Here is a 12,346-nt window from a genome sequence, read left to right as displayed (position 1 = left end):
CATGAGCTTTGTTGTCACGCCTCCCGCCATTTCCTCCATCCCCGTGGTGGGCGAGTCGGCACGCTTCCCCATCCACCGCATGTACTGCGTGGGCCGCAACTACGAAGAGCACGCCAAGGAAATGGGCCACACCGGCCGTGAGGCGCCCTTCTTCTTCATGAAGCCGGCCGACGCGGCCCTGGTAGCCGAAGCTGGCCAGACCGTGGCCATGCCCTACCCCACGCTGACCAACAACCTGCACCACGAGGTGGAACTGGTGGTGGCCATTGGCAAGGGCGGCGCCAACATTGCCGCGGCCGACGCACACCAGCACATTTACGGCTACGCCGTGGGCCTGGACATGACACGGCGCGACCTGCAAAACGAGATGAAGAAACAGGGCCGCCCCTGGTGCATTGGCAAGGGCTTTGACTTCTCCGCGCCCATCGGCCCCATCACCCCTGCGGCCCAGGTGCCCGCCATCCACAGCGCGGCCATTGCGCTGCAGGTGAATGGGCAAGACCGCCAGCGCAGCACCATTGCCAAGCTGATCTGGAACATTGCCGAGACCATCGAGCAACTGTCCGCCGCCTGGACGCTGCAGCCCGGCGACCTGATCTTCACCGGCACACCCGAAGGCGTGGGCGCCGTGGTACGCGGCGATGTATTGCTGGCCAGCGTGGAGGGGCTGCAGCCCCTGCACGTGCAGCTGGTCTGAGCTGCCTCATGCTGCGCCCCCCCATCCAACATTGCAAACAATGCGGCACTGCGGTGGTCTACCGCGTGCCCGATGACGGCGACACCAAAGAGCGCGCCGTCTGCCCGGCCTGCAGCACCATCCACTACGAGAACCCGCTGAACGTGGTGGGCACAGTGCCGCACTGGGGCGACCAAGTGCTGCTGTGCAAGCGCAATATCGAACCTCGCTTTGGCAAGTGGACGCTGCCCGCGGGCTTTATGGAACTCAACGAGACCACGGCCGAAGGTGCCGCGCGCGAAACCGATGAAGAAGCCGGTGCGCAGTTTGAGATGGAAGGCCTGTTCACGCTGCTGAACGTGGCGCGTGTGGGGCAAGTGCACCTGTTCTACCGCGCCCGACTGACCAGCGACCAGTTCAACCCCGGCACCGAGACCATCGAGGCCCGGCTGTTTACCGAGGACGAAATTCCCTGGGATGAGATCGCCTTTCGCACCGTCAAGGAAACGCTGGAACGCTACTTTGCCGACCGGCGCACCGGCCACTACGGCATCCACACGGTCGACATCGTCTAGCCTGCCATGCTGCCCTGCTTTGTCATGCTGGACCTGGAAACGACCGGGGGCAGCGCGGTGCACGACCGCATCACCGAGATTGCCGCAGTGCGCGTGGAGGGGGGCGTGGAAGTGGCGCGCTGGAGCACGCTGGTGAACCCCGGCGTTTCCATCCCCTCCTTCATCCAGAGCCTGACCGGCATCACCGATGCCATGGTGGAAGACGCGCCCACGTTTGCCCAAGTGGCCCCCCGGCTGCTGGAGTTGTTGGACGGCGCCGTGTTCGTGGCCCATAACGTGGGTTTTGACCACGGCTTTGTGGTGCACGAACTGGCCCGGCTGGAGAAGCCGCTCAAGGTCAAGACGCTGTGCACCGTGCGCCTGTCGCGCCGGCTGTACCCACAGCACAAGAGCCACGGGCTGGATGCCATCATGCAGCGCCACGGCCTGCGCACGCTGGCCCGGCACCGCGCCATGGGTGATGTGGAGGTGGTGCTGCAATGGCTGCAACTGGCAGAGAGTGAACTGGGCGCTGACGTGGTGCAACGCGAAGCCACCGCCCTGCTGATGGGCGGCACCAGCGTGCCACCGCAGCTGGAAACACCGGTGGAAGACATCCCCGACACTCCCGGCGTCTACCTGTTCTACGGCGAAGGCCGCACGCCGCTGTATGTGGGCAAGAGCGTGAACATGCGTACCCGCGTGCTGGCCCACTTCCAGAGCGCGGCCAAGGTGGCGCGCGAGGCGCGCATTGCGCAAGAGATTCGCCGCATCGAATGGCATGACACCGCCGGTGAGCTGGGTGCCCTGCTGCTGCAAACGCGCCTGGTCAAGGAACTCAAGCCGCTGCACAACCGCAAGTCCAGCAAAAAGGCCCAGGTAGAACTGGTGCAGCAAACCCTGCAAGGCTGGCCGCACACGGGGCGCATCGGTATCCGCGAGCACCACGCACGCACCGGCCGCACCGATGTCCATGTGTTTGACCAGTGGTGCCATGTGGCCACCGTGCACTCTGCCGAGGACCTGGACGATGTGCGCCAGAGCCGGCAAGCGCTGGCGTTTGACCTGGAAACCTACCGCGTGCTGGCCAAACGCCTGGCCCCCCCCATGGGCCGCGACAGCACGGTCTTCCCCCTGGAGAATGCCCATGGCTAAACGCAGCCTGCCCTTGCGCGCGCAGATGGCCGACGCCATTCTGGAGCTGGTGGTGCAGGTGCCCGCCAGCGACGAGCCCACGCAGCAGCACCCCGCCGAGCGCGCCCATGCCATTGCCCGGGCCACCGCGCGCAAGGCCAGCCTGCTGGCGGGCTCGCTCTCGCTGCCGCCCGGCTGGCTGGGCTGGGTCACCGTACTGCCTGAAATGGTGGGCGTGTGGAGGCTACAGGCGCAGATGGTGGCCGACATCGCCGCGGTCTACGGCCAGCACCACACCCTGGGGCGCGAACACCTGCTGTACTGCCTGTTCAAGCAGCTGTCGGCCCAGCTGTTTCGCGACATCGCGGTGCGCATGGGCGAGCGCGTGGTGGTACGCCCCACCACCGTCAAGGTGCTGCAGACCCTGGCGCAAAAGCTGGGCGGCATGCTGGCCGTGGCGGCGCTGCGCAAGGGCGCATCGCGCTTTGTGCCACTGCTGGGCGCGGTCAGTGTGGGCGCGTATGCCTATTACGACACGCTGCAGGTCGCACAGAACGCCGTCGCCTTATTTGAGGATAAAACAGGGGCCTAGCCCCCGTGGACATTGCGCAAGAAGCTATAAAAATAGGAGCAAACTTGGATTTTCTACACAACCTGCAGTGGGTGCTGCCGCTGCGCAGCCCTGCCCTCACCCAGCTCGCTCTTGGGTTGTCATGGCTGGGCTATGCCACCTTTCTCATGTTCTTCATGTCGATTGGCTATTGGGTCTGGAACAAGGAGCGGTTCTTTCGCCTGCTGATTTTGGTGACGGCCAACGCCCTGCTCAACGCCTACGTCAAAGACCTGTTCCAGGACCCACGCCCACCGCTGGAGTTGCGCCTGGACGACCTGGTGGGAGCCAGCTATGGCCTGCCCAGTGCCCATGCGCAATTGGCAGTCACGTTGTGGCTCTGGCTGGCCTGGGAGGTACGACGCGCCTGGGTGTGGGGACTGTGCATCGCCATCGCGCTGGGCGTGATCCTGAGTCGCCTGTACCTAGGCGTGCATGATCTGGAGGATGTGCTGGTAGGCGCCGGGCTGGGCGGCACCAGCTTGCTGGTGTTTGAATGGGTGCGCCATCGCCATACACGCCTGCACACCTCCTTGCCGGTGCAATTGGGTGTTATCGCCGCTGTTGCAGGCTTGGCCCTGCTGACCTGGCCAGGCGGCCAGCCTCCCGACTACGTACCCATGCTGGCCACTTGGCTGGCCACCGCTTCGGCCTGCCTGCACTGGGACCGGCAGCACCTGCGCTTTGCCGCCCCCATCGGCCCGGTGCGTGTGGTTGCCGCCGCCCTGCTGGGCGCTGCGCTGTTCTGGGGCGAGCAGAAACTGCTCAAAACCCTAGGCCTGCTGCTGCCTCTGGGGCCCCTGCCATGGGCTGCGATCAAGGGCTGGGCAGGTGGCCTGTTTGTGGCCCTGGTGGTACCGTGGTTACTGCGCCAAGCACGCCTGACCCCGGCCCGCACCGCCTGACTTTTCCACTGCGCTCCATGGCAAAACTCTTCTTTCGCTACTCGGCAATGAATGCCGGCAAATCCACCTCTTTGCTGCAAATCGCCTACAACTACGAAGAGCAAGGCCAGACCGTGCAGCTCTTCACCGCCGGCATTGACGACCGCAGTGGCAAGGGCCGAATCGCGTCGCGCCTGGGCCTGCAGCGGCAAGCCGATGTATTTGACGAGAACACCGATTTTTTGGCGTTGCTACGCGACCGAAAAGACCTGGCCTGCGTGCTGATCGACGAATCGCAGTTTCTGCAACCCGCCCAGGTGCGCCAATTGCACCAACTGGCCCACACCGCCGGTATTCCCACCATCTGCTTCGGCCTGCGCTCCGACTTTCAGGGCAACCCGTTCCCCGGCGCCGCACACCTGCTCACGCTGGCCGACGACATCGAGGAAATCAAAACCATCTGCGCCTGCGGCCGCAAGGCCACCATGAACATCCGCATGGACGACCACGGCCACCGCGTGCGCGAAGGCGAACAGGTGGAGATCGGCGGCAACAACCGCTATTTGCAGGTCTGTGCGCGCTGTTTCTACAGCGAGCCTGTGCGCGCCAAATTCGCTCTCGCAAGCGCCAAGAAAAATGCCGCTCACCAGTAATGGTGAGTGGCTTTTTAATAGGGAGAAGGTGGGCGGCAGACCTAGCCTAGCAGATGCCCCTACCAATTCAGAGCAAAAGTGACTGGGAGAAGAATAGATGCTGAACGATGACATAGAGGGCAATTTCCGCCGCAACCTGTTGGTATATTGCACAGTCATACTGGCGGGAAATTTTCTGCAGCTACCGGTGGAAAAGCTGATGCAGAAACTGCTGGGCATTGAGCCGGGGCAGTTGGATCCGGTAAGAGTGTTTGTAGTGCAGCTATTGGTGTTTTTATATCTCAGCCACAGGCACTATTTTTCTAAGGCCGGCAGGGCATCTTGGGCCAACATCAAAGCCAAGCAGAACGAGCTGTTGCGAGAGAAAGTACGAATCGTTGCAACCAACTTGGTGGAATACTCAAACCGCGAACAAGGCCCTTGGAGCAACGACATAAAGCAGCCACGGCATGGTGTGCTTGAGGACTTCATCATTCAACGGTCCATAAACGGCCAAGCCTCACTTGGACCTGAATACAAGTATGTCACTATGGAATTGGTGGGGCATCTTAATGACTGGACTTTGATCATCAATACCAAAGTGGACGCCCGAAAAGACCCGACTGTGCCATGGAGCGCTGGAGATCCGGAAGTGTTCTCCATGGGGCAAGTGCATTTCGAGTATCCCGAATTTATGCGAAACAGCACTTCTAGTGCAGCACTGCGAAAGGCTGTAACCATGAGTGGCGAAGCCACCGAGATTGTGGTACTAGGCCTTGTCACAAGCGCAACTGCGGCCCTGTTTGTATGGAAGTTTATTCAGCTAGTTCTTTAAAAAAGAACTGGTTCGATCCGTCTGCAATCAGTGTGTGTAGATCTGCTTCAGATTGCGCCGCTGTTTCCGAGATTTTGTTGCCTCCAATTCCGGCCAGCCGGTTAGCTTTTCGGCATAGGAGTCCAGCTTCTTTGCGCTGACCCGCCTGGGGTAGCAAGGCTCAATTTCCTCTGAGCTCAAATACTTCTTCGCGGTGTTGTGTGCCAGGCCTGTACGCCTGGAAATCTCGCGGATGGACATTTGTTCCCGTAGTGCCCAACGTCAGATCAGTTTTCAACGGGGAGCAAACCCGTTGTTCCCCCAACTTGTGTCGGAAGTTCGCACACCGCATCGGATGAATGCGGAAGCCAAATTCACTCGAGATGTTGATTTAACAAAGAAAAAGGCCGTTTGCTGGAAGCCAGCAAACGGCCTTGGTCTTGGGAGTGGTGGAGCTGGGGGGATTTGAACCCCCGTCCACAAGCCTTCTTCGAACAGTTCTACATGTGTAGCCATCTGGTTTGGATCTCGCTCCCTACATCGCGCAGTGGCACGCTATGCAAGACGCCAGCAACCTATTTTCTTGACCCACCCTAAGTTACCCAAGGCAGGCCCAGCCGAATGAAATTAGCCCACAGCCTGGACGGCTTGCGCCACCCTTGCCCAGCCTATCGGCTTGCTGTTGTGAGCCTCACTAGCAATTAAGCAGCGAGTGCGAAACGTTCGTCGTTTGCAGTTAGTTTGTTTGAATCTGTTTTACGAGCGCATTCAGCTCGACATGCCCTGCTGCGCGTCCGAACCCGTGTCGAAACCAGTGCAGCCCCTGAAACTCTATTTTAGGTGGCTTCTGCAAATTGCAAGCCCCCACAAAGACAAAAGGGTTAGCTGGAATTTCCAGCTAACCCTCGTCAATTTTGGTCGGTGTGAAAGGATTCGAACCTTCGACCCCTTGCACCCCATGCAAGTGCGCTACCAGGCTGCGCCACACACCGATCGAGCCTCAAATTATAACCCGGCTTACAGGTGTTTCTCAGGCTGCCTCGGCAAGAAGTTCACGAATTTCAAATAATTCGCGCTTGAGTTGAATCAGTTCCATTGCGGGCACATCCAGGCTGTCCATGCTCTGGCTGTCTTCAAAGTCTTCGAGGTCCATGTCGTCGACTTCGACAACCTCTAAACCTTCCAGCATGACCTCGCCATTGCGCTTCTTGTCGCGCTCGCTTTGGAGCAGCTCCTGCATTTTGTTGCGCGCGCCGCTGATGGTGAAGCCCTGGTCGTACAGCAAATCGCGGATCCGGCGGATCATCAACACCTCGTGGTGCTGGTAGTAGCGGCGGTTGCCACGGCGCTTCATAGGGCGCAGCTGCGTGAATTCTTGCTCCCAATACCGTAGCACGTGGGGTTTTACGCCGCACAAATCCCCCACCTCACCGATGGTGAAATAGCGTTTGGCGGGGATGGGGGGGAGCGTTTTCTCCATTGAAATCAATGCTGTACGAGGCAAAGCGCAGAGGTTACTCTAACTTTCCCTAACGTGCAAAGCCCAAATGGATACCGCCACAAAATAAGGCGGGACTGTGGCTTAAATCACGGGTGTGACTTTGTTCTCGTCCTGGATTTGCTCTTTGAGCTTGTGGCTGGCGTGGAAGGTCACCACGCGGCGTGCCTGGATCGGAATCGCCTCTCCCGTGCGCGGGTTGCGACCTGGCCGGGGCGCCTTGGTGCGGATCTGAAAGTTGCCAAAGCCGGATATCTTCACGTCGGTGCCATCCACCAGGCTGGCCGCGATCAGGTCAAAAAACGCGTCGATCATGTCCTTGGACTCGCGCTTGTTCAACCCGATTTGCTCGAACAGCATGTCGGCCAACTGGGCTTTGGTCAGCGCGGGCGTTTCCAGGCTTTCAACAGAAAAATCCATGGTGGCTAGAACCTTCTCTGGGGGATGGGTCAGGTCAAACGCGCTGGCGGGCAGCAACCGCCGCAACCAGTTGGTCCACCACGGCTTTCACCGCGGTTTCAATTTGCTCTTCGGTCAGAGTGGCTTCATCGCTGTTCAGCGTCAGGCGCACGGCCAGGCTGCGGTCGGTTGCACCGTCTGCGGCCACCACATCCTTGGCAAGCTTGGGGCGGTACACGTCGAACAACTGCGCGTCGCGCAGCAGGCCCGACGTAGGCGCAGCCCACACGGCGGCCATCAGGGCGGCATGGGTCACGCTGTCGCCCACCACCACGGCGATGTCGCGTTGCACGGCCTGGAACTTGGCCACCGGCTTGAATTCGGGCACGGGGCGGGCCAACACGGCCTCAAGCCCCAACTCAAACACCACGGGTGCCGTCGCCAGCTCATACGACTGGCGCCACTTGGGGTGCAATTCCCCCACATGGCCAATCACCTTGCCGTCCAGCATCACCTGGGCGCACCGGCCCGGGTGCATGGCGGGGTGGGTACCGGGCGCAAACTCGGCCTTCAACGGGGCCAGCAAGGCTTCCACATCGCCCTTGGCGTCGAAGAAATCCACGCCCTGCTCTTTGCGGCCCCACTGCAGCGCATCGGCACTGCCACCTGCCAGGCCTGCGATGCGCATGGGCTGGTCAAAGCCTTCGACGGTGCTGTCGGTGCTCTTGACCGACGCGTCGCGCAAGAACACGCGGCCCAGTTCAAACACACGCACGCGCGGTGCCTTGCGGGCGGCGTTGAAGCGCAACACCTGCAGCAGCGAACCGATCAGCGAGGAGCGCATCACGCTCATCTGGCTGGCAATCGGGTTCAGCAGCTTGATGGGATTGGGGTTGCCGGCGAGCTCATGCTCCCAGCGCTCTTCCACAAAGCTGAAGTTGATGGTTTCCTGGTAACCCAGGGCGGCCAGCGCGCGGCGCACGGCAAACGGGCTGCGCTGCGCTTCCGCACGAATCTTGGTTGTGATGGGGGCCAGCGGCGGTGTGTGCGGCAGGTTGTTGTAGCCCACCATGCGGGCCACTTCCTCGATCAGGTCTTCTTCAATCTGCAGGTCGAATCGGTAGGACGGGGGGGTCACGGTGACCGTGCCCTCGCCTTCCGTCACGGGCAAGCCCAGACGCTTCAAGGCATCAGTGCATTGCGCCTGCGTCAACGGCATGCCAATGACCTTGACGGCACGTGCCACGCGCAAAGTAACCGGTACCGGTGTGGGCACGTTGGCTTTTTGGTCATCCACCGGGCCGCAGGTGGTGACTGGGGTGCCGCAAATGTCAATGATCAGCTGCGTGACGCGCTCGATGTGCTCCACGGTCAACGCAGGGTCCACACCACGCTCAAAGCGATGACCGGCGTCGGTGGAGAAGTTGAAGCGGCGCGAACGACCGGCAATCGACTTGGGCCACCAGAATGCGGCTTCCACATAAATGTGCTGCGTGTCATCAGACACGGCGGTGGCGTCACCGCCCATGATGCCAGCCAGCGACTCCACTTGGGAATCGTCGGCAATCACACCCACCTTGTCGTCCACCGTGACGGTGTTGCCATTGAGCAGCTTGAGCTGTTCGCCGGGCTTGCCCCAGCGCACGTCCAGACCGCCATGGATCTTGTCCAGGTCGAAGATGTGGGATGGGCGGCCCAGTTCGAACATCACGTAGTTGGAAATGTCCACCAACGGGGTCACACTGCGCTGGCCGCAACGGGCCAGGCGGTCCACCATCCACTGGGGTGTCTTGGCCTTGGTGTTAACGTTCCGCACCACGCGGCCAGAGAAGCGGCCGCACAGATCGGGCGCGCTGATCTTCACAGCCACCTTGTCCTGGTTGGTCACGGCAACAGGGGCAATGGGTGCGGTGATCAGCGGCGCGCCGGTCAGGGCCGCCACTTCGCGCGCCACGCCATAAATGCTCAGGCAATGCGCGAGGTTGGGCGTGAGCTTGAGGGTGAACAGGGTGTCATCCAGGTCCAGGTACTGGCGGATGTTCTGGCCCAAGGGCGCGTCCAGTGGCAGCTCCAGCAGGCCGCCATGGTCTTCGGACAGCTTGAGTTCACGCGCAGAGCACAACATGCCCTGGCTTTCCACGCCGCGCAGTTTCCCGACCTTGATCAGAAAAGGCTTGCCATCCTCACCGGGCGGCAACTCGGCCCCCACCAGGGCGCAGGGAATGCGAATGCCCACGCGGGCATTGGGTGCGCCGCAAACGATATTCAGCAGCTCGGGCTGGCCCACGTCCACCTTGCAGACGCGCAGGCGGTCGGCGTTGGGATGCTGCTCGGCTTCCTTGATCTCACCGACCACGATCTTGGTGAACGGGGGCGCGACGGGCTTGAGTTCTTCGACCTCAAGCCCGGCCATGGTGAGCGTCTCCGCCAGCTCGGCGGTGGAGATGGAAGGATTGCAGAAGGTACGCAGCCAGGATTCAGAAAATTGCATGGTCAGTCAGGCGAGGTATTTGGCGGTGGGCAGTGGCAGGTGCTTGTCGGTTTACTGAAACTGGGACAAGAAACGGATGTCACCGTCAAAGAACAGGCGCAGGTCGTTCACGCCGTAGCGCAGCATGGTCAGGCGGTCCGGGCCCATGCCGAAGGCAAAGCCAGTGTATTTCTCAGGGTCCAGGCCCATGTTGCGGATCACATTGGGGTGCACCTGGCCAGAACCGGCCACCTCCAGCCAGCGGCCCGCCAGCGGGCCGGTCTGGAACTGGATATCGATCTCGGCACTGGGCTCGGTGAAGGGGAAGAAGCTGGGGCGGAACCGCAGCACCAGGTCGTCCGACTCAAAGAAGGTGCGGCAGAAATCGGTGAAGACGAACTTCAGGTCCTTAAAGCTGACGTTCTCGCCCACCCACAGGCCTTCGCACTGGTGGAACATGGGGGAATGCGTGGCGTCGCTGTCCACACGGTAGGTACGGCCGGGGGCAATCACACGGATTTCGGGCATATCGCCGGAGAACAGACCTTCGGAGGAAGCACCGGCAGCTGCGCGGTGCGTTTTGACGTGCTGCACCGCATAGCGAATCTGCATGGGGCTGGTGTGGGTGCGCAACAGGTTGGGCGCGGTTTCCGAGCCACCTTCCACATAGAAAGTGTCGTGCATGGAGCGCGCGGGGTGGTCTTCAGGCGTATTGAGCGCGGTGAAGTTGAACCAGTCGGACTCGATTTCGGGGCCCTGGGCCACTTCAAAACCCATGGAGCCGAAAATGGCCTCGATGCGTTCCAACGTCAGCGACACGGGGTGCAAACCGCCCTGCCCGCGCTGGCGGCCTGGCAGGGTCACGTCCAGCGCTTCGGCCTGCAGTTGCGCCTGCAACTCGGCATCGGCCAGCGCCTGGCGGCGCTCGGTCAGGGCCGCCTCAATCGCTTGTTTTGCCACGTTGATCGCAGCACCGGTTGACTTTTTCTCTTCCACGCTGAGTGCGGCCATGCCTTTCATCAGCTCGGTCATGCGGCCGGACTTGCCCAAAAACAGGGCTTTGGCATTTTCCAGATCGGCGGGCGTCACGGCTTGGGCAAAAGCCGCTTTGGCGGTGTCAACGATGGCGTTCAACTCGGTCATAAATTCTTGTGTGACTGTTTATGTCATTGAAAAAGGGCTAGTGCTTTTTCAAGCGCTAGCCCTTGTTTCTGGTGCGCCGAGTGCTACAAAATCAGTAGCAATCAGCCGCGAACTCAAGCAGCCAGTTTGGCTTTCACTTGTTCCACGATGCCAGCAAAAGCAGCCATGTCATGGATCGCGATATCGGACAGAACCTTACGGTCGATCTCGATGTTCGCTTTCTTCAGACCATTGGCAAACTGGCTGTATGTCAGACCGCATTGGCGGGCCGCAGCGTTGATACGCGCGATCCACAACTGACGGAACACACGTTTCTTGGTACGACGGTCACGGTAGGCATATTGCCCAGCCTTCATTACCGCTTCTTTGGCGATACGGAAGACATTACCGCGGCGACCGCGAAAACCTTTTGCAAGGGCCAGAACTTTTTTATGGCGGGCGCGAGCCGTTACACCACGTTTGACGCGAGGCATGTGATTACTCCTTGTTCGTCGTTAATTAAATACCACGACCGGGCAGCATCTGTGCCATGTGACCCATATTGGTCTCATGAACTCCAGTGGAGCCGCGCAAGTGGCGTTTATTTTTGGTGGTCTTCTTGGTCAAGATGTGACGTTTGAAGGCTTGACCGCGCTTGACGGTTCCACCTGGACGGACGCGGAAGCGTTTCTTCGCCGCGCTCTTGGTCTTCATTTTGGGCATGTTCATGCTCCTTTTCATTTGTGCTCGTGAGGCGTCCGGAAAACTACTTCCAGCCTTGTTGGCCCCGAGCCACTTTTTAAGTGGTGCGTTTTACCGCCCCACTGGTTGGCGAACCCTAAGATTCGCCGTTCACCCCGGCAGGTGACCAGACCTGCCGAGAGAATTTATGCCGCAGATTCCGCTGCGGGCTTCGGTGTGCCACCACCAGGCTTTTTACGGCCTGGGGCGATCATCATGATCATCTGGCGACCTTCCAGCTTCGGGAATTGCTCCACGAGGATGGTGTCACCCAGTTCGTCGCGCATGCGCTGCAACATCGCCAAACCAATTTCCTGGTGGGTGATTTCGCGACCCCGGAAGCGTAAAGTGATCTTGCACTTGTCGCCTTCGGCCAAGAAACGCCGGATGTTGCGCATCTTGATGTTGTAGTCACCGTCATCCGTACCCGGGCGGAACTTGATTTCCTTGATCTCAATGACCGTCTGCTTGGCTTTCGCTTCCGCCGCTTTTTTCTGTTCTTGGTACTTGAACTTGCCGTAGTCCATCAACCGGCACACAGGCGGGTTGGCAGTTGCCGCAATTTCAACCAGATCCACGTCCAGCTCGCCTGCCATACGCAGGGCTTCCATCAGGCTGACGACACCAAGAGGCTCATTTTCGGGGCCAGAGAGGCGAACCTCTGGGGCCATGATTTCCCGGTTAAGACGGTGTTTGCGTTCTTCACGCTGACGGCGGTCACGAAATTCAGTAGCGATGGCTCAATCCTTCACAATTTTTGCTACACAAATAGTAGCGATTGCCGCACAGCACACGCCGTCAAACCGGGTTTT

The 12,346-nt window shown here is 60.3% G+C and carries 14 protein-coding genes, 1 tRNA gene, 1 other RNA gene and 1 pseudogene; 7 read left to right on the top strand and 10 right to left on the bottom strand.

The window, feature by feature from the left end; all coding sequences use genetic code 11:
* Position 1 precedes the first annotated feature (1 nt).
* From AC1DZ5_RS07930 to AC1DZ5_RS07900, 7 genes are all read left to right on the top strand, one after another.
* Positions 2-697, top strand: a complete 696-nt coding sequence (locus AC1DZ5_RS07930) for a fumarylacetoacetate hydrolase family protein (RefSeq protein WP_477887800.1) — start codon at positions 2-4, stop codon at positions 695-697.
* An 8-nt stretch (positions 698-705) separates the two neighbouring features.
* On the top strand, positions 706-1,251 hold the full coding sequence (locus AC1DZ5_RS07925) for an NUDIX hydrolase (RefSeq protein WP_477887798.1): 546 nt from the start codon (positions 706-708) through the stop codon (positions 1,249-1,251).
* A 6-nt stretch (positions 1,252-1,257) separates the two neighbouring features.
* Entirely contained in the window at positions 1,258-2,385 is a 1,128-nt protein-coding gene (locus tag AC1DZ5_RS07920; protein ID WP_477887796.1) for an exonuclease domain-containing protein, read from the top strand.
* Positions 2,378-2,956 carry a hypothetical protein gene (locus AC1DZ5_RS07915; RefSeq protein ID WP_477887794.1) on the top strand — a complete coding sequence of 193 codons (579 nt, stop codon included), beginning with the start codon at positions 2,378-2,380 and terminating at the stop codon, positions 2,954-2,956. Before AC1DZ5_RS07920 ends, AC1DZ5_RS07915 begins: the two co-directional genes overlap by 8 nt.
* 44 nt (positions 2,957-3,000) lie before the next feature.
* Positions 3,001-3,879 carry a phosphatase PAP2 family protein gene (locus AC1DZ5_RS07910; RefSeq protein ID WP_477887792.1) on the top strand — a complete coding sequence of 293 codons (879 nt, stop codon included), beginning with the start codon at positions 3,001-3,003 and terminating at the stop codon, positions 3,877-3,879.
* 17 nt (positions 3,880-3,896) lie between these two features.
* Positions 3,897-4,511, top strand: a complete 615-nt coding sequence (locus AC1DZ5_RS07905) for a thymidine kinase (RefSeq protein WP_477887790.1) — start codon at positions 3,897-3,899, stop codon at positions 4,509-4,511.
* 97 nt (positions 4,512-4,608) lie between these two features.
* The gene (locus AC1DZ5_RS07900; protein ID WP_477887788.1) at positions 4,609-5,325 is read left to right on the top strand and encodes a hypothetical protein; all 717 of its coding nucleotides are present in this window, start codon (positions 4,609-4,611) and stop codon (positions 5,323-5,325) included.
* Between the two features lie 36 nt (positions 5,326-5,361).
* Here the strand turns inward: AC1DZ5_RS07900 and AC1DZ5_RS07895 are convergent.
* The 10 genes and pseudogenes from AC1DZ5_RS07895 to infC form a co-directional block, all read right to left on the bottom strand.
* A pseudogene (locus AC1DZ5_RS07895) lies at positions 5,362-5,565 on the bottom strand (IS21 family transposase); the annotation flags it as partial.
* 186 nt (positions 5,566-5,751) lie between these two features.
* Positions 5,752-6,128: a transfer-messenger RNA gene (gene ssrA, locus AC1DZ5_RS07890) on the bottom strand.
* A 91-nt stretch (positions 6,129-6,219) separates the two neighbouring features.
* A tRNA-Pro gene (locus AC1DZ5_RS07885) sits at positions 6,220-6,296 on the bottom strand.
* A 38-nt stretch (positions 6,297-6,334) separates the two neighbouring features.
* Positions 6,335-6,784 (bottom strand): MerR family transcriptional regulator, encoded by a 450-nt coding sequence (locus AC1DZ5_RS07880; protein ID WP_477887786.1) that lies wholly within the window; start codon positions 6,782-6,784, stop codon positions 6,335-6,337.
* 102 nt (positions 6,785-6,886) lie between these two features.
* Positions 6,887-7,222 (bottom strand): integration host factor subunit alpha, encoded by a 336-nt coding sequence (locus tag AC1DZ5_RS07875; RefSeq protein WP_477887784.1) that lies wholly within the window; start codon positions 7,220-7,222, stop codon positions 6,887-6,889.
* Between the two features lie 34 nt (positions 7,223-7,256).
* Positions 7,257-9,692: a phenylalanine--tRNA ligase subunit beta gene (gene pheT, locus AC1DZ5_RS07870; RefSeq protein ID WP_477887782.1), complete on the bottom strand. Its 2,436-nt coding sequence runs from the start codon at positions 9,690-9,692 to the stop codon at positions 7,257-7,259.
* A gap of 51 nt (positions 9,693-9,743) precedes the next feature.
* Positions 9,744-10,814 carry a phenylalanine--tRNA ligase subunit alpha gene (gene pheS, locus AC1DZ5_RS07865; protein WP_477887780.1) on the bottom strand — a complete coding sequence of 357 codons (1,071 nt, stop codon included), beginning with the start codon at positions 10,812-10,814 and terminating at the stop codon, positions 9,744-9,746.
* A 113-nt stretch (positions 10,815-10,927) separates the two neighbouring features.
* Positions 10,928-11,287 (bottom strand): 50S ribosomal protein L20, encoded by a 360-nt coding sequence (gene rplT, locus AC1DZ5_RS07860; RefSeq protein WP_087494119.1) that lies wholly within the window; start codon positions 11,285-11,287, stop codon positions 10,928-10,930.
* A 25-nt stretch (positions 11,288-11,312) separates the two neighbouring features.
* A complete protein-coding gene (gene rpmI, locus AC1DZ5_RS07855) occupies positions 11,313-11,516 on the bottom strand; it encodes a 50S ribosomal protein L35 (protein WP_094481090.1) in 204 nt (67 codons plus the stop codon).
* Between the two features lie 164 nt (positions 11,517-11,680).
* Positions 11,681-12,271 (bottom strand): translation initiation factor IF-3, encoded by a 591-nt coding sequence (infC, locus tag AC1DZ5_RS07850; RefSeq protein WP_310339704.1) that lies wholly within the window; start codon positions 12,269-12,271, stop codon positions 11,681-11,683.
* Positions 12,272-12,346 lie beyond the last annotated feature (75 nt).

Source organism: Rhodoferax sp. P1_F3, assembly GCF_056405715.1.
Note: the sequence above shows the minus strand (reverse complement) of the source record. Positions and strands in the feature narration are given on the sequence as shown.

Bases quoted from the DNA above. Each gene is read 5' to 3' on its own strand.
- AC1DZ5_RS07905 (WP_477887790.1), top strand. From the start codon at position 3,897: ATGGCAAAACTCTTCTTTCGCTACTCGGCAATGAATGCCGGCAAATCC.
- pheT (WP_477887782.1), bottom strand. From the start codon at position 9,692: ATGCAATTTTCTGAATCCTGGCTGCGTACCTTCTGCAATCCTTCCATC.
- AC1DZ5_RS07925 (WP_477887798.1), top strand. From the start codon at position 706: ATGCTGCGCCCCCCCATCCAACATTGCAAACAATGCGGCACTGCGGTG.
- AC1DZ5_RS07920 (WP_477887796.1), top strand. From the start codon at position 1,258: ATGCTGCCCTGCTTTGTCATGCTGGACCTGGAAACGACCGGGGGCAGC.
- AC1DZ5_RS07900 (WP_477887788.1), top strand. From the start codon at position 4,609: ATGCTGAACGATGACATAGAGGGCAATTTCCGCCGCAACCTGTTGGTA.
- AC1DZ5_RS07880 (WP_477887786.1), bottom strand. From the start codon at position 6,784: ATGGAGAAAACGCTCCCCCCCATCCCCGCCAAACGCTATTTCACCATC.
- pheS (WP_477887780.1), bottom strand. From the start codon at position 10,814: ATGACCGAGTTGAACGCCATCGTTGACACCGCCAAAGCGGCTTTTGCC.
- rplT (WP_087494119.1), bottom strand. From the start codon at position 11,287: ATGCCTCGCGTCAAACGTGGTGTAACGGCTCGCGCCCGCCATAAAAAA.
- AC1DZ5_RS07915 (WP_477887794.1), top strand. From the start codon at position 2,378: ATGGCTAAACGCAGCCTGCCCTTGCGCGCGCAGATGGCCGACGCCATT.
- AC1DZ5_RS07930 (WP_477887800.1), top strand. From the start codon at position 2: ATGAGCTTTGTTGTCACGCCTCCCGCCATTTCCTCCATCCCCGTGGTG.
- AC1DZ5_RS07875 (WP_477887784.1), bottom strand. From the start codon at position 7,222: ATGGATTTTTCTGTTGAAAGCCTGGAAACGCCCGCGCTGACCAAAGCC.
- rpmI (WP_094481090.1), bottom strand. From the start codon at position 11,516: ATGCCCAAAATGAAGACCAAGAGCGCGGCGAAGAAACGCTTCCGCGTC.